The organism is Rhodococcus sp. NPDC058532 (genome assembly GCF_042719255.1).
In the GTDB taxonomy this organism is placed as follows: Bacteria; Actinomycetota; Actinomycetes; order Mycobacteriales; family Mycobacteriaceae; genus Rhodococcus_G.
Genome location: NZ_JBHXNU010000007.1, coordinates 1 through 20,095, shown reverse-complemented (window position 1 = coordinate 20,095; position 20,095 = coordinate 1). Strand labels below are relative to the sequence as shown.

Sequence of the window (20,095 nt, the reverse complement as noted above, 5' to 3'; positions counted from 1 at the left end):
TTCCACAAGGGGGGGGGGAGGGGGGGGGAAGAGGGGGGGCGTTTTTGGGGGGGGGGGGGGGGGGGGGAGGGGGGGGGGGGGGAAGAAAAGGGGGGGGGGGGGGGAGGGGGGGCGCGTTGGGGGCACCCCTGGGCGCCCCCACTCTCCGACTCACTCCGGTAATGAGTTCGTAATGGTACATATACCCGAGCCCAATCGACCCAGGTCGTGCATCGACGTCGCTGCGGCGTGTCGCGCGACACGACAGGCCGCGACGTCATCGATCGACAGCGTCTCGGCCTGCGGTAACACGGCGGTGACGGGCGACCTGACGAACGGGGAAATACTCAGCGAACATCACAACGATTCCGGCAGGAATGTGAGGAATCCCACCATCCCGGAGCCGTTGGAGGGTACGGTTGCCTGCGGTCGCGCGCAGTCCGGCGGCGTCACCGTCGCGCCGGCACCCCTCGGTTCGGACCGCGGCCCCGTCGATCGTCTCCCGCAGGATGTCGGCGCGCCCGGCGTGCCGGGCCGTTTCGATCGTCATGTGCAGCAGGACCCGGCGCAGCGTGACCCACTCCTCCCGCCACCCCCGGCGATGACTTCTACCGTCCGGGAAGGTCAGTACTGGGACCGTGTAGCCGACCGAAACGGAGTGGTGATGTCGACCAGTGCCCGCGGCGTCCAGATCAGCCTGCCGATTGCCGATCGCGTGAGCTCAATGCGGTTCTACCGCAGCGCCTTCGGCTTCGATCTCGTCGGCGAACCCGCCGAGGACGGCGTCCCGGAACCGTTGTCGTTCCGCATCGACCAGCGCACGATGTTGGCGCTCATCCCGGCCGACGGCCTCGACTGGGTCCTCGGCGAGGACCGCCCACTGGCTCCCACCGGCACCAGCGAGTGCCTCCTCGGCATGGGCGTTGCCACCGAGCGGGAGCTCGTCGTCCTGGTCGAGCGAATCAGGAGCGCCGGCGGCACGGTGCTCGCCGCCCCCGAGCACCAGCCGTGGGGATACACGGCACTGTGCGCCGACCCGGACGGTCACGTGTGGCAGCTCAGCGTCGAACCCTGAGCGCATTGGTCTGTCCGTCCGGCGGGCCCGGAACGGGCTGAACGACGGAGCTAGTGGTCCGGTCGTTGGTGGTGGCGATGTCGAGTCGTTTGGCGGGCGGGCGCGCTGCATCGGTGAGGTCGTCGCAACCCCACGGACGGCATATCGCCGGGATATCGAAAAATGCATACGCGCTGGCAACTCCGCGTTGTCTTGACTGTCGGCATGTCCTACAACGACCTGGGTTTGATCGACAGCGACGCGATCGCGGTGCGGCGCGCCCGAGGGCCCGACGATTCGTCACCCCCGGCGGTCCCGACCACCGGGGTCACCGTCTTCGGATGCGGTCACGACGAAGCCGTGGTGTTCCGCGAGATGGGAACCCGCCTCGGGCTTGCGCCAAGCATCACCGAGGAAGCGGTCGGTGAAGCCAATGCTGCACTGGCGCGGGGCAACCGATGCATCAGCGTGAGCCACAAGACGCCGATCGACCATGCCACGCTGCTGGCGCTGAGCCGAGTCGGCGTCGAGTACATCTCCACCAGAAGCGTCGGGTACAACCACATCGACGTGGAATTCGCGGCGAGCATCGGCATCTCGGTCGGCAACGTCGACTACTCGCCCGACAGCGTGGCCGACTACACACTGATGTTGATGCTGATGGCCGTGCGCCACGCGAAAACCATTGTTCGCCACGCCGATACGCATGATTACCGGTTGAATGACAGGCGCGGCAGGGAGCTGCGCGACCTGACCGTCGGGGTGATCGGAACGGGGCGCATCGGCACAGCGGTCATCGACCGGCTGCGGGGATTTGGCTGCCACGTGCTGGCACATGACAGCAGGCCTCACGCCTCCGCCGACTACGTTCCGCTCGATGAACTGCTGCGGCAGAGCGACATTGTCACGCTCCACACTCCACTCACCGCGGACACACACCATCTCCTCGACCGCCAACGCATCGACCAGATGAAGTACGGCGCGTACCTCGTCAACACGGGTCGCGGACCGCTGCTCGATACCGAGGCCCTCCTCTCCGCGTTGGAGAGCGGCCGGTTGGGCGGCGCGGCGCTCGATGTCATCGAAGGCGAGGAAGGGATCTTCTACGCCGACTGCCGAAACACGGTGATGGAGAACAAGGCCCTGGTGCGGCTTCAGCGCCTGCCGAATGTGCTGATCAGTCCGCACTCCGCCTACTACACGGACCACGCCTTGAACGACACCGTCGAAAACAGCCTCATCAACTGCCTCAACTTTGCACGTGGGAGAACAGCATGAACAGATTGAAGGTTGGGGTCATCTTCGGAGGGGCTTCCGAAGAACATCCCGTCTCCATCAAGTCGGCGCGAGAGGTGGCAAGAAATCTCGACACGGAGAAGTACGAACCGTTCTGGATCGGCATCTCGACCGACGGCGAGTGGAAGCTCTGCGACGGCCCCGATGCGGATTGGGAAAACCACGGCGCGCGTCCCGCCGTGCTGTCACCCGATCGAAGGGTGCACGGCCTGCTGCTCATGGAGCAGGGTCGCTACGAAACCGTGCGCCTCGACGTCGTCTTCCCGGTACTGCACGGCACGCTCGGCGAAGACGGCGCGATCCAAGGCCTGTTGGAGCTCGCCGGCATCCCCTACATCGGCTGCGACATCCAGGCCTCGGCCGTGTGCATGGACAAGGCCCTGGCCTACACCGTCGCCACCAGCGCGGGAATCGCCACGCCGACCTTTCGGGTTGTCGCGGCAAACGAGAAGGTCGACGCCGATCGACTTCGCTATCCGGTCTTCGTGAAGCCGGCCCGTTCGGGTTCATCGTTCGGCGTCAGCAAGGTCACCCGTGCGGATGAGCTGCCGAAGGCGCTGAGCGCGGCGCGACAATACGACTCGAAGGTCCTGATCGAAGAAGCCGTGGCCGGCAGCGAGATCGGCTGCGCGGTCCTGGGTGAACGATTCGGCCTGATCACTGGGGAGGTGGACCGCGTCGACCTCTCGCACGGATTCTTCCGGATCCACCAGGAGGAATCGCCCGAAACCGGATCGGAGAACTCGACGTTCATTGTTCCCGCCGACATTTCCGACGAATCGCGCTGGCTCGTCCAAGAGACCGCCAAGGTCATCTACCGAACCCTGGGTTGCACGGGACTTGCCCGCGTTGACATGTTCCTCACCGACGACGGGCGGGTGGTCCTCAACGAGGTCAACACCATGCCCGGCATGACGTCGTACAGCCGGTACCCGCGGATGATGGCCGCCGCGGGACTGCCGATCTCCGACATGATCGACCGGCTCATCTCGATGACAATGCGCGGGACGAAGCGATGAACGACGATTTCGTCTACGTCGACGCGCTCGTGCCCGGGGTCCGCTGGGATGCGAAGTACGCCACCTGGGACAATTTCACCGGCAAGCCGGTAGACGGCTACCTCGCGAATCGGATCGTCGGCACCCGGGCTCTGTGCGTTGCCCTCGCGCAGGTACGCGAGAAGGCTGCGTCCCTCGGCTTCGGATTGCTTCTCTGGGACGGTTATCGTCCTCGACGCGCCGTCGACAGCTTCCTACGCTGGTCGCAGCAGCCGGAGGATGGCCAGACGAAGCAGCGCCACTATCCCAATATCGCCCGACCCGAGATCCTCGAAAAGGGATACGTGGCAACCCAGTCGGGCCACAGTAGGGGCGGCGCCGTTGACCTGACGCTCTATCATCTCGCGACCGGTGAACTTGCGCCAATGGGTGGCGGCCACGACCTCATGGACCCGATCTCGGGTCATCGAGCGCGAGGAATCACGCCCATCGAGTCCAAGAATCGTGCGCTTCTTCGTTCCCTCATGGAGGACTGCGGATTTGATCGGTACGACTGCGAGTGGTGGCACTACACGCTAAAACGCGAACCCTATCCCGACGTCTACTTCGACTTTCCGATCACCTGATGGGTCTCCATTGTGTTTCGCAGTGGGGACATGTGGCGAACAACGACGAGGTCGTGATGCGGCGGACCGGCCCATCGGGGCTGGAGGTCTTCCTGCGACACACCGACCCATCGAAACTGCACGACTGGGCCTCCGACGGATATCGCTCGCGCGAGGAATACCTGTTCTGGTCCCGCAAGGTCTGCGGCTTGGCGTGCCTCCAGTCGCTGCTCCACGGCTGGACTGACGTCCGACTGTCGATAGGCGAACTCCTTGCGCTGTCCGTCGAGTGGGGCTGCTACGAGGTGGAGTCTTCGGGCAAGGTCCACGGCCTGCTCTACAGGCCATTCATGGCGTGGGTCAGCACCCAATTCGGATTCGACTGCCAACTGGTCGAGCACACCCCGATTCAGGTATCGGCCCGGGAGCTGCAGCCCGGCCAGGTCATGATCGCCTCGGTATCCCCCGAGATTCGCGATCCCGACACCCACGAGCCGCGACGAGGAGGCCACCTTGTGCTGATCTATGCCATCAATGATGGGGTGGTGCGGTTTCATAATCCGTCGGGCTACTCCCACAATTCAGACTCTGCGGCCCTGCCCCTGCAGGTATTCGAGCGGTTTCATGCCAACCGGGGAATCTTGCTCCGAGGGGCATCGTGATGCCGGCCGGCGAACCCGCCCCGCGCGTCGTCGTCGCTGGCGGCCATTCGGCCGGGCACATCGAGCCCGCAATGAATTTCGCCGACGCGCTGAACCTGCTGGAGCCCACGGCCGAGATCACCGCGCTCGGCACCGTCCGTGGCCTGGACATCACGCTCATCCCCGCCCGCGGCTATTCGCTCGAATTGATCCCGCCCGTGCCGCTGCCGCGCACGCTGAGCCGCGACCTGCTGCACACGCCGGGCAGACTGCGCGACTCCGTCCGGGCGACCGGGGCCGTACTCGACCGCGTGCGGGCCGAGGTCGTGGTGGGCTTCGGGGGCTACGTGGCGCTGCCCGCGTATCTCGCCGCCCGCCGGCGGGGGATGCCGATCATCGTCCACGAGGCGAACGCCCGGCCTGGGGTGGCGAACCGACTGGCGGCCCGGATGACGACCCACGTCTTCACCGCCGCGCCCCGTGTCCACCTGGCGCACGCCAGCGCGATCGGCATCCCGCTGCGGCCGGCGATCACCGGGCTCGACCGGGCCGCGCTGCGCGAGGCGGCCCGGCAACGGTTCGGCCTGCGCCCGGACGAGCCGGTCCTGCTGGTCACCGGCGGTTCGCAGGGAGCCAACACGATCAACGCCGCCGTGGCCGACGCGGCAACAGCGTTGCGGGCGGCCGGCGTGCAGGTGCTGCACATCACCGGGCCCCAGCGCATTGTCGAGCCTCCCGACGCCGACCCCGGCGACCCGCCCTACGTCGTCGTCCCGTACGTCGAGGAGATGCAGTACGCCTACGCCGCGGCCGACGTCGCGATCTGCCGCGCGGGGGCGATGACGTGCGCCGAACTCGCCGCTGTCGGCTTACCTGCCGTCTATGTGCCGCTGCCGCTGCGCGGCGGTGAGCAGCGCTGGAACGCGGAGGCGGTCGTTGCTGCCGGCGGGGCGGTGATCGTCGACGATGCCGATCTCACCGCGGCATGGATCGAAACCACCGTGATCCCGCTGCTCGCCGATACCGAACGGAGAGCGACGATGTCGGCGCATGCGTTGGCAGCCGGCGCACCCGATGTGGGTTCGCGGCTGGCCCGGCACGTGCTTACGGTCGTCGCGGAACGGCGGGCAGGCGCACCGCGACGGCGAGCCCGCCTGCGGCTCGGGGGCTGAGCGTGAGGGATCCGTCGTGTGCCTGGGTGATGCTCTTGACGATCGCCAGGCCAAGGCCCACCCTCGCCTCGTCCCCGCGGGTGCGACCGGTGCCCCGCTGAAACGGCTCGGTGAGTGTCGAGACCAACTGTGGACTGAGCTTGTCGCCGGTGTTCTCGACCGTGAGCAGGACGGACTCGGGGCCGGCGGCGGTGCTGATCTGCACGCTGCCGTGCTCGGGGAGGTTGTGGACGATCGCATTGTGCAGCAGGTTCGTCGTCAACTGCAGCAGGAGTGCGTGTGAGCCGCTGACCGGCGCGATGTCCCCGGAGGTCTCGATGCTGACGCCGCGCTTCTCCGCGAACGGGAGGAGCGTCTCGGCGGCCTCTTCCGCGATGAGCGACAGGTCGACGTCTTCGCGGCTGAAGGACCGTTGGTCGGTGCGGCTGAGCAGGAGCAATGCCTCGGTGAGCTCGATCGCTCGGGTGTTGACCGCGCGGAGGCGTTCGTCGAGTTCGCCGCCGTCGCGGTTCGGGTCGTTGCGGGCGACATCGAGAAGGGTTTGGGTGATCGCCAGCGGGGTGCGCAGCTCGTGGGAGGCGTTGGCGGCGAATCGCTGCTGCGCGGCGTCGCGTGCTTCGAGCTGCGCGAGCATGGCGTCGAAAGCATCAGCAAGCTCACGGAACTCGTCGTTGCGTCCCTCCAGCTCGATCCGGTACGACAGCGAGCCGCTCCCCGCCTCCCGCGCGGCGCGGGTGATGCGCGTCAACGGGGCAAGCATGCGGCCCGCGAGAATCCAACCACCGATAAGGCCGAACACCAGCAAGAACCCGAGCGCCAAGATCGCCGCCGGGACAAACACCACGGGGCCGAAGTTGCTCGGGTCGAAGACCCGGGCAAAGTCGGCCAGATCAGGGAATTGGAAGTTCGTGGACCGCCCTCTCAGCAGGAAGACCCACACCGCCGCAAGGAGCAAAACACCGGCGAGCATGAGGAACCCGGCATAGCTGAGCGTGAGCTTGAGGCGAACGCCCAACCCGGGTGCTCTAGCCACCGTCGCCTCTGGCGTCCGGTTCGGTATCGATGCGGTACCCGACCCCCGGCACCGTGGCGATCAGCCACGGTTCGCCGAGCCGCTTGCGCAACGTCGAGACCGTGATGCGCACCGCATTCGTGAACGGGTCGGCGTTCTCGTCCCACGCCCGCTCCAGCAGCTCCTCGGCGCTGATCACCCCGCCCTCGGCGGCGACGAGAACCTCGAGCACCGCGAACTGCTTCCGGGTCAGCGCCACGTACCGGCTGTCCCGGTAGACTTCGCGACGGAACGGGTCCAGCTGCAGACCAGCGATCTCCCGCACCGGCGGCCTGCTGTGCGCGCGCCTGCGGTCGAGTGCCCGGAGACGGAGCACGAGCTCTTGCAGCTCAAACGGCTTGGTGAGGTAGTCGTCGGCACCGAGCTCGAACCCGGAGGCCTTGTCGTCCAACCGGTCCGCGGCGGTGAGCATCAGGATGGGCATGCCGCCACCGGAAGCGACGATGCGCTGGGCGATCTCGTCACCGGACGGGCCGGGGATATCGCGGTCGAGGACGGCGATGTCGTAGGTGTTGACGCCCAACAGATCCAGGGCCGTGTCCCCATCACCGGCGATGTCGGCCGCGATCGCTTCCAGGCGCAGCCCATCACGGATCGCTTCCGCCATGAACCGCTCGTCCTCGACGACCAACACCCGCATGCTCGCCATGGTAGGCGGCCGCGCATATCGCCGGCGTATCAAAATCGCCGTCGGGCCGGCACAGCGCCTTACCGCAGCGGCATCATCATCATCATCATCGTGTGTCGACTTGCAGCGAAGATTGACGAGACACGCCTCGCTACTTTGACGGATCTCGGGCGAATCGCCGATGCCCGTCAAAGTAGATGCAGCGCCTTCACGTAGCACTGAGGACCGAGCCGGCGATGTCCAGTGGGTAGGTCCCATCTGGAAAACACTCCAGGAATCTCGCGTCGACGGGCAACGACTGACAAGCCGCGCAGCTCTCGTGAGATCGTTACCTCGTGAGTCAACACCCCCGTAATCGCGACCTGGAACTTGATCTCTCTGAGCAACTCGAGTTTCTCGCTAGCTCAGGCGCCGCCTTCGACCGAGGCGCTTTGTCGGAGTCGAAACGCATCGCCGTTGCCATAAGGGTGTTGGTTCACGACACCAAGATGAGCCACAGCCTTCTCGACCAGCTCAAGATCAAAGACAGTCTGGAATGGGCCGATGGCGCACCGACGATCGACAAGGATCCGAATATTATCGGGCGGAGCCCCGGCCTCACAAACATGGGCTTGGGTCCAGATGGAATTACGTTTCTCGCCAGAGGCGCAGACGGGATCGAACAGTCTTCGACGACCCGCTACGTGAGTTTCGATGACTGGTGGAACCGGACCGTTCTGGTTGACAGCCAAGGCGCCGAATTCACTCGACGCGACCTCGTTCTCGAACTAGCTAACAAGGACGGCGGCGCACATATCGATCGCCTCAAGGTAGACACTCATGCCCTCATCCATTCGAACAGCGCGGGGTGGGTGCGCGGCGGCGGCGGAGACGAAGAGCCAATACCAACACCGATCTACGCATCGGTGAGGACCATCGCCGAAGAGTTGCTTCTGACTCTGCGACGCAGCGGGTACGAAGTCCCGAAATCGACGGTAGATCCTTCACGAGGGGGTATTGAGTCATTCGTGGCGGGTGACTACACGGGACGTCCGCTTGTGGTCGACGAGTCCAGAGACGGCACTTCACGAGCCACCTTCAAGTTCGATACGCTCCCTCACGTAATTTTCGAGCTGACACGGCTCCAGCAAGCTCAATCTGACCCCGACATTGACGGAATTCTCCCTGCGGGTTGGGTGAACATTGTCGGGCGAATCGATTCCAACGGCGAGGTAGTACATCAGTCCGGATTTGCTGGGCCGACCGACGAATCGACCCCTCCCGATCACCCCGACGAATCGACCCACCTATCAGGGCCGCCGAAGACAGTGCCGTTCACCTTCGACAACTTCCTACAGGCGACGTTCGCCGCCTGTCGATCGAGCGAGAAGCAAGTGGTCACTGACCACTATGGGTACCAACGTGTGCGCGAGGCAGGGTGGATCGATCTATTCGTGACCTTGAACGGCCAAACATGGAACATCGGCGGCTTCGCCGGACCTAGCACCGCCTGACTACGGCCAGGTCAGGCTTCGTCTACCACTCGCGACGTCAAGGGCACCGCCCGCATCGCCGTATTCCGGCCGGCCCCTACAGATCAGTCCCGGTTGGAGACCTCGGCGGCACGGGCCGCCAACGCGTCCGCGACGGCAGAGAACTCGGCGAGCGCGGCGCTCAGGTCCTCCACAATCTCCTGCGCGATGATCTCCGGCGGTACCCCATCGTCGGTGTCGGTGAGTGATGGGTCCTTGAGCCACGTGATGTCGAGGTTCGCCTTGTCCCGAGCGACCAACTCGTCGTACGAGTAGGGCTTGAATCTCTCGGACTCGGCACGAGCGGATCGATCGTCGGCGTTGAATGCCTCGACAAACGGGGCGAGGTGCTCGTCGCGCAGCGGCCGCTGCTTGAGGGTGAAGTGTTCGCCGGTGCGGAAGTCATAAACCCACAGCTTGTCCGTCCACGGCTGGCTGGGCCGGGCCTGCTTGCGGTCAAAGAACAGCACATTTGCCTTGACGCCGCCCGCGTAGAAGATGCCCGTCGGCAGGCGTAGCAGGGTGTGGACGTCGTACTCCTTGAGCAGCCGTCGGCGAATGGTCTCGCCAGCACCTCCCTCGAACAGCACGTTGTCCGGCACGACCACCGCGGCGCGACCGTCAATCGCGAGCAGTGACGCGATGTGCTGGACGAAGTTGAGCTGCTTGTTGGTGGTGGTGACCCAGAAGTCCTGACGGTTGTAGGCAACATCCTCGCGCTCGGCACGGCCGTCGTCACCGACGACGGTGATCGACGACTTCTTCCCGAACGGCGGATTGGCCAGCACCATCGATGCGGAGCTGGCGGGCTTCGTCGCCAGTGCATCGTGCACGTCGATCACCGGGTCGCCGGTGGCCTGCCCGATGCCGTGCAGGAACATGTTCATCGTCGCGAGCCGAGCGGTGCCGTCGACTAGTTCGACGCCGCGGACGGTCCGGCCCTCACTCAGCGCGGTCCGCTGCTCGGGGGTGATGGTGTCGCCGTGGTGGGCGCCGAGGTACTCGACCGCAGCGAGCAGGAACCCGCCCGTTCCGCACGCGGGGTCGACGATGGTGTCCGCTGGCGTCGGGCGCATCACGTCGACCATGGCGTGGATCAGGGTGCGTGGGGTGAAGTACTGACCCGCGCCGGACTTGACGTCCGAGGCGGATTTCTGCAGCAGCCCCTCGTAGGCGTCGCCGTTGAGGTCGCCGCCGATGCTCGACCAGTTCTCGGACCCGATCAGATCCACCACAAGCTTGCGCAGCAGCGCAGGTTCCTGGATCCGGTTCTGTGCCTTGCGGAAGACGACGCCGAGGTTGGTGGTCTCTTTTCCGAGCTCGCTGAGGATTCGGCGGTACTCCTCCTCGAGCGCGACGCCGTCGAGTTCCGCGAGGCGGTCCCAGGAGACGTTGAGGTTCGCGGGCAGGATCTGGACTGGGTTCATGAAGTTCTGCTGGCGCTCGTCTGCCATCTTCAGGAATAGCAGGAAGCTGAGCTGCTCGACGTAGTCGATGGCGGAGACCCCGGCATCCCGCAGGACGTCGCAGTAGCTCCACAGTTTGTCGACGAGGCGGCGAAGTTCAGCGGCGTTGCTCACGGGACGAGGGTAGTCGGTGGCGCAGACACCGCCGCAGCGACCAGGGTCGATGGGAGTGGACGGCTGTATGTCGGTGGGAGCAGCTAGGTTCACCTGTTGCCCAGTGGTGGGTGACCGTCGGGGAGGTACCCGGCGTCGGAGGGCAGGGGAGCGACATGACGACGGATGAGACACCGCGGGGGATCGAACCGGGGGCGACGATGGTGATGGCGATGCTGAGCCCGGTCGCGGGCGGGCTGATCCGAACCTGGACCGACCGGGGGTCGCAGCTGTGGTCCACGGAGGATCCAGACGGACTGTCCAGGATGCTGGGTCGCGGAGTGGTTGGCCGTACCCCGATGCCGGACAATCGTTTTCGCGAGGCCGCATACCTGAATGCGGACACCGGCACGCTGGTGGTTCAGAACCGGTTCGCCGCCGGCGCAGGGGACCGGGTGCAGGTGGAAGCGAATGCCTTCCAACTCGGTGATCCGGTGCCGCCGGAAACCAACCCGTGGGGCGATCTGAATGAGTTGCTGTCAGCGGCGGCGCTGTCGGCTGTCGAACGTGGCGAGTACTTCGTGGTGGAGTTGGGCGGCTGGGAGGCGATACCCGAGCCGTACTGCCTCTTCGCGGTCGTGGCTCAGGGCGACGGTCCGGCGTCGCTGATCGAGGCCGCTCCCGCACCGCGCGGCACCGGCATCTGGCCCGACGTTCCCCCGGATCAGCCCGGCTCCACGGTGACGGCACCTGCCACCGCGCAGTCGCTGCCCGGGGCAGGGATCTTCGCGGCGGCGGCAATCGAGACGTGGGGTGTGCAGCCGTGGGACGTCGCGCTGACTTTCGGGAAGCTGGCGGGATAGACCATGTCCGATCGACTGTACGAGGTCATGGCGGCGGTGTGGCGACGCTACATCGGACTCCCGGAGGGGGAATCGGAGGACGGCGGTAGGGATTTCCTGTACCGCGAGCATCGGCGGCTGACCGAACTATCCGAAGAAGCAGCGGGGACGCTGTGGGAAGCCAGCGCCGCGAGGTGGATGCGAACCCATGACAGGACGTACACGGGGCACGACGCAGTGTCGTTCGCGCAGAGCGCGCTCCGCGAGGCGGTGGAACGGGTGATCAAGGATGAGGTGATCGGACGGATTCCGCACCGGATGATCCATGACATGCGACACCGGTGGACGCACTTCGAGGCGGACGTGAGCGAGCCCGTCGACCTGGCCATTGTGGATACCGGGCGGTCTGGCACCAGAAAGTGGCGCGAGCTTGCCGACGGAGTGGGCGTTGAGGTCGAATACATCTGCAGCGAAGGCGATTACGACGGCTTCGATCCAATAGAGGACCGTGCGCTGCCGCCGGCGGTGGAATGGACCGACGCCGACAAGAAGCGCGCCCTCGACAAGTACATCGAGTCCCGTGGCCTGGGGCGGGGGGAGTGGGTCGACATGGAATGGCCGCCGGAGCCCTCGCTGTGGACGGAGGGTCACTGGTACTGGTCCGAGGTCGAGCCATGCCCGGCGCATCAGGAGGAACATTCCGAGGATGAGTGTGTGGACTGCGAGGATTCGCGGGAACCGGTGATCGACCAGATGGCGGAATGGCACTGGACCACGACGGTCCACGTCCACGAGCTGGCGTTTGGGGACGAGGGAAGCGAATACGAACGAGAGGACACCGAACACGGGTACGAGGTCGCGTCAGTCGAACAGGATCCGCGAGATGTCCTGCTCGGTCCGCCACGTCGGTGGGCGTTCTGATCGCAGAGGACCGCATCCGCGGGCGCAGTGGACGTTGTCGAGGGTGGCGAGACCACAGCTTCTTGACTCCTGGAATCGACTTCACCGTCTCTTAGATGGGGTGACGCCGCACTACGCCGGTTCGCCCCATCGTCGGCGGGTCAGTGCGGTGACACCCGTGCCTCGATCCGGCAGAGCAGGCGCAGGTGCGGCTGTGCGTCCGGGCTCACTCGCTCGGCGATGATCTCAAGCTCGTTTGACCTGGCCTGGAGGTCTTCGAGGTCGGTGAGCAGCCAGTCCGGGACGTACCCGACCGGCTCGCCACTGCCGATGCAGATCAGCTGCGCGCGCTCGTTCGCGGGGTTGGTCGGGTCGGCACGTAGCTGGAGGCGCTGCCCGTCTTCGAGGCAGGCCAGGCGTGCGCCATCCGCGTCGAGGTAGCGGACGCCGGAGGCCAGGAAGCGACTGGTGACGACACCATCGGCATCGGCCACCAGGTCGTCGACCAGGTGGAAGGTGTCGGTCGCCCGAGGGCCGCCGGTGCGAGCGAGCAATTCCATCGGGGTATCCAGGTCCGGCGAGTCGATTCCCAGGGAGCGCAGGTAGTCGGGAAACGAGTCGCGCTTGCGCGACATCAACCGGTTCACGAAGAACGCGGGCAGACCAGTCGAGACGTAGGTGCGGCCCAAGTCGGAAAACTGGGTGAGTGGATAGAAGTCCGCGGCGGCGCGCGCGTCGTCGGTGTACGCGAAGGCGTACCGACCGTCGGCGAGTTCGGACAGGGCCCCGACTCGGATGAACTGCCGCGATTCGGGGTTCTGCCAGATCAGGAACAGGCGCCGAGACACCCCGGCATCGGCGCCGGAAACCGCCCGAGATGGCGCATCAGTCACCATGGAGGATCCTTTCCCGATTGAGGTGGAGAAGCTTCACTCTGAAAGTACGCCCCGCCTCCGACAAGTAGTCCGACGGAACGTTCGCGAGCACGGACTCGATGTCATGGTTGGTGACGTCGGCCAGCTTGCCGAGCCAATACTCGCGGACCTCGTCGCCGGCGAGGTTGAGTGCGGTGGATGCGAGATGGACAAGGCCGGGCTTGTCGCCGAAGTGATGGCTGCGACCGCGTCGCGCCCACCGCGCCACCGACTCACCGGCCTCGGCGAGTGCCTGGACCTTTGACTCCGGCTCCTGAAATCCGAGGGCGTTCCCGTGGTCAAAGGATGGTGCGAGCCGGAGTTTTCCGGCGTGTTCGATCGCGGCCCAGTTCTCATGGTGGCGGTCTCGACCGGCGACCCACGCATCGAGCATCAGGAAACTGGCCCATGCGTCGAACGCCGTCAAGACCGGAGGTTGACAGTCACTCGGAGCGGCAACTCCACGGAGGGCGTTGTGCACGGCCTCGACCGTGTAGCGAGGATTCTGGCGCGCAACCTGGGAGTCGTACTCCGGATCAGCGCGGGCGAGGAGTTCGTTCCCGTGAATCAGACGATCACCCGGTGCCAGCACCGAGAGCGATAGCACCCCTCGCCGACCGCCGTGCAGCGCGGGGATAGCGGTGGCGGTGGGCACCGACAGCATTGTGGCCAGTTCGTGAACGGCCCACTCGACCCAATCCTCGCCCATCGTGCGACCGTGCCGGACCCGGGCGTACTTGAACAGGTAGCGGCTTTCGTCGGGCGCGTTGACCCAGAACTTCTCCTTCGTACCCAGTGGTTCGTCGGTGGTTCGAGGCTGGTCGGAATCTGGTGTCATCGTCCAGTCATCGACCGCCTCGACCCGCCATACGTGGCCCATTGCTTACCTGCCGCAGCGTGCGGAGCGGGTCATTTCGCGGCCACTACCTTCCGTCGGCGACGCGGCGCGGTGCGCGACTGCTGGTCGCGGATCTTCGCGAGCGCGACGTCGGCGGGCTCGTCGGTGGGATCCTGGTCGACGAGTTCGCCATTGAAGGCCGCGCGGAGGAGGGAGCGACGCAGAGCAGCGGAGCGAGCTTTCGCCACTTCGACGGAATCACCAAGGCGCGCGGAGGAAGAACGGGTCTCGGAAATCTCGTCGAGAATCCGCGCTTCCACGTCCTGGGGTGCGATCGGGATGGGCATCGCTGCAAGCTTTGTTCCGTTGACATTCGCCTGCCCAACCTGCTGGGACATCACGGAAGTGATGTACCGACGGCCTATCGGGCTGTTTGCAATGTGTGAAATCCACTGTGCGTTCACACCCGGCACCGGGCGGCACCGGATGAGGTACGAGGCGAAGGTCGCCTGTTCGAGCTGGTCGCTGAAGACTGCGGTCTTCCCCACGAGTTCGGCGCTGTTCGTTCGATTGAACAGAAGGTCCCCGGCTTCGAGAAGCAACCCGTCGATTGACGGGTCGTCCGTCGGAAGGTACTTCAGGTTGCGCGGGTCGATGTCGCCGTCCTGGATGTTGCCCATGCGCAGCACAGGTACATCGGATCCGTCCCTGAGTTCGCCGGTCTTCGAGGACGTTCCGTATTGAATGTCCCAGCACAGTTGATCGACGGATGCGGTCACCCACCCAGTCGGGAGGTCGAGTTCGTACGCGGGATTCGCCGGCTTGGCCCGACGTTTGCTGGCCAGGGCTACGCGATCCGCGAGGATGCGTTCGAGGCGCTCAGCGGCGGAATGCCCCTCTTCACCATCAAGTTCTTGATCCAATGCAATCTGGATCGCAGACTTTCGAAGCGGTGACAGTCGTTGTTTAGCAGTTGAGAGTGACTGCTCCGCCGCATCAACGCGGGAGAGGTGGTCTTCGAGGGCCTCGACGATGCGGTGCTGCTCGGGGAGCGGGGGGAGGGGGATGGCGACTCCATGCAGCTTCGCGGTATCGAGCGAGGCGACGGTCGTCCCAGCTTTTCTGCAGTCATGCAGGATGGCCTGCTCTTGCGATTGCAGCATGTATAGCAGCCATCTTGGGTTGATGGCGGCGTGCGGTGCAACGGCTTTCATGTCCTGGTTCAAGGTTGTCACAAACGGGACGAGTGATATCGGTACCGTGCGCTCGAGGATGCCGGATCGCACCACGAGCGCCACACTGTTCGCCGGGACAAGTGAGGTCGCAGAGCCGGCTACGGCGGCCTCAGTGATGTGATCCTGAGTATCGACGAGCAAGCTCATACCCATATCCTTAGGAGACAGCCAGGGGATCGTGCCTGATTCCCAGAACCCTGGATTCCGCTTGGAGGGTGTTCCTCCGCCGTACCACTGGCCGAGTTCCCCGAGAGTCGTCCACGCCCACCCAGTCGGCAATGCCCGCTCCGTCACGCGATCAGCTCCGTGTTCAACTCATCCAACAACTGCAACGCAGCCTCTCTGCTTGTGATCTTGAAGTCGGCCGCGAACCGCTGACTGCCGCCGAGGTCGCTGAACGGGATCTGGTCGAGGTCGGTGATCTCCACGGCCACATTGGTTTTCACCACGTCTACGATTATTCCGAGCCAGCGTCGCTGCTGCTCGGTGTACTCGACGCCCCGCCGCTGCTGCTCGACCAACCAGGCCGCGAGCCGGCCCTCGACTGCGGAGGCAAACGGTCGGATCTTCGAATCGGATTCTGCGCCGGCGTCCTTAGCGAGTTCGAAGCGCAGGATCGACACCAGGTCCGGCACCTCGACCTTGTGCTCCGGGTCGGCCAACTCGCCGAGATCGGCATACGCGCGCCACAATGTCTCGATACTGCCGATCGCGGGCACCCGCGCCACCTGCTCGGCGAGGGCTTTCAGCTCGGCGTACGTCGGTCGGCCGGGCGCGCTTCCGTGCAGCACCTGCAACACCGTGATCTCGTCGCGGTGCTCGGCCAGGTACTCCCGGAACGAGCGGACCGGCTCGTGCGTGCCCTTGCCATACGCGACGCGTTCGGTGCCACGCAAGGTGTCCGCGTTGACCTGATCGAAGATCAGGTCCTTCTTCCGGCGGATGTCGAGGATCGCCCTGCGCAGTTCCGGGTTTCCGGACAGTGGGGCGACGCTATCGTGAATCTGCTTGGCCACCTCCGCCTTTCCTCCGCGCGACTCCGCGGCCAATATGGCATCGGTGTCGCTGGCGGCGGCGATCCGCTTCGCGATCTCGCGCAGTTCGAAGCCGTCGGCGGCTTCGGCCAGTTCGGCGGACTCCGCGGGGTTGAGTTGCGAGGCCAGCTTGGCCAGCCGGACCGCCAGGCTGGATGCCTCGTCGGGGGTGATCGTCAGCGTGCCCGCCTTCTGCAGCAGTTTCTCCAGCGACACGGACGGGTCGCGTTCCATCGGCGTCGCGTCCACAAGGGGCGACTCCGTCACCCCGACCGCGTCGACGATGACGAACCGGTCCTTCTTGAAACCCTTGGCGACGTCCGGGGTCAGTGCCGCGTAGTCGTCCGCCCCGATGATCCGGGAGCCGCGGCCCTTCATCTGCTCGAAGTACACAGCCGAGCGCACCGCCCGCAGGAAGAACACGCACTCGATGGCCCGCACGTCGGTGCCCGTGGCGATCATGTCCACCGTGACGGCCACCCGCAGCGACGGGCTGTTACGGAAGTCTTGCAGCAATCGCTTGGGATCGTTGCCTTCGCCCTTCGACTTGTAGGTGATCTTGGCGGCGAAGTCGGCGCCCTCGTTGAACACCTCCCGCACCTGCTCGACGATCACGTCGGCGTGCGCGTCCGTCTTCGCGAAGATCAGTGTCTTCGGCACCGCCGACCGGCCCGGGAAGATCTCTGTGTAGAGCCGGTCCCGGAACGTGGTGAGGACCAACCGGATCTGGTCCTCGGTGATCACGTCCCGGCCGATCGCATTCCCCGTGTACGAGTAGTCCTCGTCCAGTTCGAGATACCGCTGCGCCCGGGTCCGGCGGTCGCGCACCGGGACCACCGTCTTCGCGTCGATCGTGGCACCCTGCTCGGTGATCTCCGTGCGGATCTTGTAGACGTCGAAAGGGACGTTGACCCCGTCGATCACGGACTCCTCGTACGTGTACTCGCTGACCAGGTTCTGGTCGAAGAAGCCCAGGGTCTGCTTCGTCGGGGTGGCGGTCAGCCCGATGATCGGGGCGTCGAAGTAATCGAGCACCGCACGCCAGCGTCCGTAGATGGAGCGGTGGCATTCGTCGACGATGATCAGGTCGAATGCCTCCGGCGGCACGTCCGGGTTGTAGGCCGCGTCCACCGGCGAGTCGGGCTCGACGGGGTCGCCGTCCACGTCGTCGTCGACATCCGCGTCCGGCAGGCCCTTGCCCTGCAGCATCAGGAACAGTCGCTGGATGGTGGAGATCGCGACGTTCGTCGAGCCGAGGACGGCGTGGCCGGCGAGGCGCTGCACGTTGTAGATGTCGCCGAAGCGGCGGCCGTCGTCGATCGGCACGTAGTTGTCGAACTCGGACTGGGCCTGCTCACCCAGGTTGTTGCGATCGACGAGAAACAGGATCTTCGAGGCTCCCGCATGCTTGATCAGCCGGTAGCTCGACGTAACTGCGGTGAACGTCTTGCCGGCGCCGGTGGCCATTTGCACCAGACCGCGGGGACGGTTGTCGGTGAGGGACTTCTCGATGCCCTCGACGGCTTGGATCTGGTTGGGGCGTAGCCCCTTCGGATCGAGCTCTGGAAGGTACTGCAGGCGGGCACGGAAGGTAGGTGCGTCGGGGCGCTCATCGGCCTGCTGCATCCACGATCTGATCGTCTGCGGCTTGGCGAAGGTGAAGACCTCCCGCGACCGGGGTTTCGGGTCGAGCCGGTTGGTGAACCGGGTTTCTGCACCGGTGGACTCGTAGAGGAACGGCAGCGGCTCGCCGCGCCGCCAGGTCGCGAGCTGATCCTCCTTCCGCAGCCCGACCGAGTACTTCGCGGTCTGTTGCTCGACCCCGACGAGCGCGGTGCCCTCACGCTTGGCCTCGATGACGCCGACGATCTTGCCGTCGACATACAGCAGGTAGTCGGCATAGCCGGTTGCGAGGCGGAACTCGCGCACCGCGACGCCGACCCCCGCGGACGGATTGACATCGGCATAGTCCTGAACCACCCAGCCCGCCGCGGCGAGCTGGGCGTCAATGACGCGGCGCGCCTGCACCTCGTTGAGCGGCGGACGGCGACGGAACGCCTTGGAGAAGGAGCTGCCGGTGGCGGCCGACACCTTCGCCGGTTCGCGGGAGGCGAGCGCGCCCGAGTCCTGCAGCGTGGCGAGCTGCTGCTCGAGTGCGGCCAATCGCGCGGCGACCGCCGTCTCGCGCTGCCGAGCGTTGGCGAGTTCTGCCTCTGCGGCCTGACGGGCCTCGACCTCCGCCGCCTGCGCGGTCTTGGTGGCGTCGAGCACGATCAATGTCTCGGTCAGCTCGGTCTGTGAGACGGCGAGCTGACGGTTGATCGCGTCGAGCTGCTCCTGGTCACCGGGCTCGACGACCTTCGGTGGTGCGGGCGGGCGCGGTGCGATGAAGCTGCGGGGCTCCTGATCGTCGGGGGACAGAGCGAGCCTCAGCAGATTGCCGAGCTGCCAGCACTGCTCCACCGACCGCAGCGCGGAGCGGACGTTGAACAGGTGGCTGTGGGTGGCCTCGTTGCCGATCTTGCGGATGTCGTGCAGTGCGTCAGCAGCGGCTTGGGTGAGTACTCCCGCGCGTTCGAGGGCCTTGATGCGGTCGATCTGCTTCGAGCCGTCAAAGCGGGTGCCGCTGCGTCGGATCAGCTGCTCGGCGAGCACCTCACCGAACTGGCGGCACTTGATCAGCGCACCGTTGGGATCTGTGTAGACACCGGACTCGGCGCCCGCACCATAGATGGTGAGAAGCGGTTCGATCGGTGCGAGGGATCCGAAGTTCACCGATTCGCGGGCAGCGTCGAGCAGTCTCGGATCTACGGTCGACATTCGGCTCCCCCACGTGGTGTTGTTCGTAGGCAGATCTTAGTGGACCCGCCGGTCCCCGACCTGCGTCGACACCGTGATCGACGAACGGGCCCCTGAAATCCGAGCCGCGCTCAAGTAACCATCTGATCGCAGCTTCGTCGATCCGGTGGCTACCAACTGACAGGGCTGAGGCACACCAATGCAACGATCTGAGGAAGCCGGTCCAAGGCACGCAAGCGATCGTGCTCGAGGCCGGACTCAAGCTCGAGGTGACCACGCATGGTTACCGAATAGGCACTGACCGGGATGTGTCGCTGATGCTCGGATGAACGTGGCTGTCGAATTGATCGGAGCATCCGGACGTCGGGCTGGCCGTTGCGCCAATCCCAAACAACAGCGCTGTCCTCGCCATCAAATCGGAACCGCCACGTCGCGCTCGCACCGAGGCCAACCGCCGATATAGCCGCCACCGGTGCACGTCGGTCCTGCGGTATCGAGCCTCAGTCACAGTCTGTCTCCCAAACTGGCCGCATTTCGATCGCCTCGGAAACTCAACGATCGAAGATTAGCGGCAAATCTAGCAAGACTCGCGATGCCCGCGATGCGGATTCACGACTTAGATGCAGGTCAGTGCAACAGGAGCGCCATGACTCGCTTGTTAAACAAGGCAGGCCATCTTGTTAATCTTCGCTGCATCTCGACAACATCATCAAACTATCCCCGCGCCATGTCCACGAACCGCGAGTAGTGCAGCTGGTGCGCGACGGTGATGGTGGCGGTGGGGCCGCCGCGGTGCTTGCCGAGGATGATGTCGGCCTCTCCCCCGCGCGGGTCGTCGCGTTCGAACGCGTCGGGGCGGTGCAGCAGCATCACCATATCGGCGTCCTGCTCCAAAGATCCAGATTCGCGCAGATCAGAGACCTCCTGACTTGGGACATTTCGCTTAGTGCCCCGATCCGAACCCGAGGCGGGCGAGAATCTCCTGCTCGGCCGGCGGGATCACGGGCGGGAAGTCCTC

Annotated in this window: 17 protein-coding genes and 1 pseudogene; 9 read left to right on the top strand and 9 right to left on the bottom strand. The window is 65.3% G+C overall.

The features are described 5' to 3' along the window. Positions 1–256 precede the first annotated feature (256 nt). The gene (locus tag ACFWQG_RS10540; protein WP_378507568.1) at positions 257–529 is read right to left on the bottom strand and encodes a hypothetical protein; all 273 of its coding nucleotides are present in this window, start codon (positions 527–529) and stop codon (positions 257–259) included. A 51-nt stretch (positions 530–580) separates the two neighbouring features. Between ACFWQG_RS10540 and ACFWQG_RS10535 the strand changes: the two genes are divergently transcribed. From ACFWQG_RS10535 to ACFWQG_RS10510, 6 genes are all read left to right on the top strand, one after another. Beyond that, the gene (locus ACFWQG_RS10535; protein ID WP_378507567.1) at positions 581–1,054 is read left to right on the top strand and encodes a VOC family protein; all 474 of its coding nucleotides are present in this window, start codon (positions 581–583) and stop codon (positions 1,052–1,054) included. 204 nt (positions 1,055–1,258) lie between these two features. After that, on the top strand, positions 1,259–2,311 hold the full coding sequence (vanH, locus tag ACFWQG_RS10530; protein WP_378507566.1) for a D-lactate dehydrogenase VanH: 1,053 nt from the start codon (positions 1,259–1,261) through the stop codon (positions 2,309–2,311). Continuing rightward, positions 2,308–3,348 carry a D-alanine--(R)-lactate ligase VanO gene (gene vanO / locus ACFWQG_RS10525; RefSeq protein WP_378507565.1) on the top strand — a complete coding sequence of 347 codons (1,041 nt, stop codon included), beginning with the start codon at positions 2,308–2,310 and terminating at the stop codon, positions 3,346–3,348. Before vanH ends, vanO begins: the two co-directional genes overlap by 4 nt. Continuing rightward, positions 3,345–3,953: a D-Ala-D-Ala dipeptidase VanX gene (gene vanX, locus ACFWQG_RS10520; protein ID WP_378507564.1), complete on the top strand. Its 609-nt coding sequence runs from the start codon at positions 3,345–3,347 to the stop codon at positions 3,951–3,953. Before vanO ends, vanX begins: the two co-directional genes overlap by 4 nt. A gap of 32 nt (positions 3,954–3,985) precedes the next feature. Beyond that, positions 3,986–4,594: a hypothetical protein gene (locus ACFWQG_RS10515; protein ID WP_378507563.1), complete on the top strand. Its 609-nt coding sequence runs from the start codon at positions 3,986–3,988 to the stop codon at positions 4,592–4,594. Further along, positions 4,594–5,745, top strand: coding sequence for a glycosyltransferase (locus ACFWQG_RS10510; RefSeq protein WP_378507562.1), 1,152 nt, complete (start codon positions 4,594–4,596; stop codon positions 5,743–5,745). Before ACFWQG_RS10515 ends, ACFWQG_RS10510 begins: the two co-directional genes overlap by 1 nt. Here ACFWQG_RS10510 and vanS-O read toward each other — a convergent pair. After that, positions 5,678–6,778, bottom strand: a complete 1,101-nt coding sequence (gene vanS-O / locus ACFWQG_RS10505) for a vancomycin resistance histidine kinase VanS-O (protein ID WP_378507561.1) — start codon at positions 6,776–6,778, stop codon at positions 5,678–5,680. The genes ACFWQG_RS10510 and vanS-O overlap by 68 nt on opposite strands. Beyond that, positions 6,771–7,457, bottom strand: a complete 687-nt coding sequence (vanR-O, locus tag ACFWQG_RS10500; protein ID WP_378507560.1) for a vancomycin resistance response regulator transcription factor VanR-O — start codon at positions 7,455–7,457, stop codon at positions 6,771–6,773. The genes vanS-O and vanR-O overlap by 8 nt, the downstream gene beginning before the upstream one ends. A gap of 323 nt (positions 7,458–7,780) precedes the next feature. On the opposite strand from vanR-O, the gene ACFWQG_RS10495 reads away from it, so the two are divergent. Next, a complete protein-coding gene (locus ACFWQG_RS10495; protein WP_378507559.1) occupies positions 7,781–8,938 on the top strand; it encodes a hypothetical protein in 1,158 nt (385 codons plus the stop codon). Positions 8,939–9,021: 83 nt separating this feature from the next. Here the strand turns inward: ACFWQG_RS10495 and ACFWQG_RS10490 are convergent, their stop codons facing one another. Next, the gene (locus ACFWQG_RS10490; protein ID WP_378507558.1) at positions 9,022–10,536 is read right to left on the bottom strand and encodes an N-6 DNA methylase; all 1,515 of its coding nucleotides are present in this window, start codon (positions 10,534–10,536) and stop codon (positions 9,022–9,024) included. 338 nt (positions 10,537–10,874) lie between these two features. On the opposite strand from ACFWQG_RS10490, the gene ACFWQG_RS10485 reads away from it, so the two are divergent. Both ACFWQG_RS10485 and ACFWQG_RS10480 read left to right on the top strand, forming a co-directional pair. Further along, the gene (locus ACFWQG_RS10485) at positions 10,875–11,378 is read left to right on the top strand and encodes a hypothetical protein (protein ID WP_378507557.1); all 504 of its coding nucleotides are present in this window, start codon (positions 10,875–10,877) and stop codon (positions 11,376–11,378) included. Positions 11,379–11,381: 3 nt separating this feature from the next. Next, positions 11,382–12,278, top strand: a complete 897-nt coding sequence (locus tag ACFWQG_RS10480; RefSeq protein WP_378507556.1) for a hypothetical protein — start codon at positions 11,382–11,384, stop codon at positions 12,276–12,278. A gap of 140 nt (positions 12,279–12,418) precedes the next feature. Here the strand turns inward: ACFWQG_RS10480 and ACFWQG_RS10475 are convergent, their stop codons facing one another. The 5 genes and pseudogenes from ACFWQG_RS10475 to ACFWQG_RS10455 all read right to left on the bottom strand — a co-directional run. Then, the gene (locus tag ACFWQG_RS10475; RefSeq protein ID WP_378507555.1) at positions 12,419–13,153 is read right to left on the bottom strand and encodes a hypothetical protein; all 735 of its coding nucleotides are present in this window, start codon (positions 13,151–13,153) and stop codon (positions 12,419–12,421) included. Continuing rightward, the gene (locus tag ACFWQG_RS10470) at positions 13,143–14,051 is read right to left on the bottom strand and encodes a hypothetical protein (protein WP_378507554.1); all 909 of its coding nucleotides are present in this window, start codon (positions 14,049–14,051) and stop codon (positions 13,143–13,145) included. Before ACFWQG_RS10470 ends, ACFWQG_RS10475 begins: the two co-directional genes overlap by 11 nt. Positions 14,052–14,080: 29 nt before the next feature. After that, positions 14,081–15,538 (bottom strand): restriction endonuclease subunit S, encoded by a 1,458-nt coding sequence (locus ACFWQG_RS10465; RefSeq protein ID WP_378507553.1) that lies wholly within the window; start codon positions 15,536–15,538, stop codon positions 14,081–14,083. Continuing rightward, a complete protein-coding gene (locus ACFWQG_RS10460) occupies positions 15,535–19,098 on the bottom strand; it encodes a DEAD/DEAH box helicase family protein (RefSeq protein WP_378507552.1) in 3,564 nt (1,187 codons plus the stop codon). Before ACFWQG_RS10460 ends, ACFWQG_RS10465 begins: the two co-directional genes overlap by 4 nt. 693 nt (positions 19,099–19,791) lie before the next feature. Beyond that, positions 19,792–20,001, bottom strand: a pseudogene (locus tag ACFWQG_RS10455) (DnaB-like helicase C-terminal domain-containing protein); the annotation flags it as partial. Between the last annotated feature and the right edge of the window lie 94 nt (positions 20,002–20,095).

What these genes read in the sequence shown, in the direction of transcription:
- ACFWQG_RS10540 (WP_378507568.1), bottom strand. Translation starts at nt 529, where the DNA reads ATGACGATCGAAACGGCCCGGCACGCCGGGCGCGCCGACATCCTGCGG.
- ACFWQG_RS10535 (WP_378507567.1), top strand. Translation starts at nt 581, where the DNA reads ATGACTTCTACCGTCCGGGAAGGTCAGTACTGGGACCGTGTAGCCGAC.
- vanH (WP_378507566.1), top strand. Translation starts at nt 1,259, where the DNA reads ATGTCCTACAACGACCTGGGTTTGATCGACAGCGACGCGATCGCGGTG.
- vanO (WP_378507565.1), top strand. Translation starts at nt 2,308, where the DNA reads ATGAACAGATTGAAGGTTGGGGTCATCTTCGGAGGGGCTTCCGAAGAA.
- vanX (WP_378507564.1), top strand. Translation starts at nt 3,345, where the DNA reads ATGAACGACGATTTCGTCTACGTCGACGCGCTCGTGCCCGGGGTCCGC.
- ACFWQG_RS10510 (WP_378507562.1), top strand. Translation starts at nt 4,594, where the DNA reads ATGCCGGCCGGCGAACCCGCCCCGCGCGTCGTCGTCGCTGGCGGCCAT.
- vanR-O (WP_378507560.1), bottom strand. Translation starts at nt 7,457, where the DNA reads ATGCGGGTGTTGGTCGTCGAGGACGAGCGGTTCATGGCGGAAGCGATC.
- ACFWQG_RS10485 (WP_378507557.1), top strand. Translation starts at nt 10,875, where the DNA reads ATGCCGGACAATCGTTTTCGCGAGGCCGCATACCTGAATGCGGACACC.
- ACFWQG_RS10480 (WP_378507556.1), top strand. Translation starts at nt 11,382, where the DNA reads ATGTCCGATCGACTGTACGAGGTCATGGCGGCGGTGTGGCGACGCTAC.
- ACFWQG_RS10475 (WP_378507555.1), bottom strand. Translation starts at nt 13,153, where the DNA reads ATGGTGACTGATGCGCCATCTCGGGCGGTTTCCGGCGCCGATGCCGGG.
- ACFWQG_RS10470 (WP_378507554.1), bottom strand. Translation starts at nt 14,051, where the DNA reads ATGGGCCACGTATGGCGGGTCGAGGCGGTCGATGACTGGACGATGACA.
- ACFWQG_RS10460 (WP_378507552.1), bottom strand. Translation starts at nt 19,098, where the DNA reads ATGTCGACCGTAGATCCGAGACTGCTCGACGCTGCCCGCGAATCGGTG.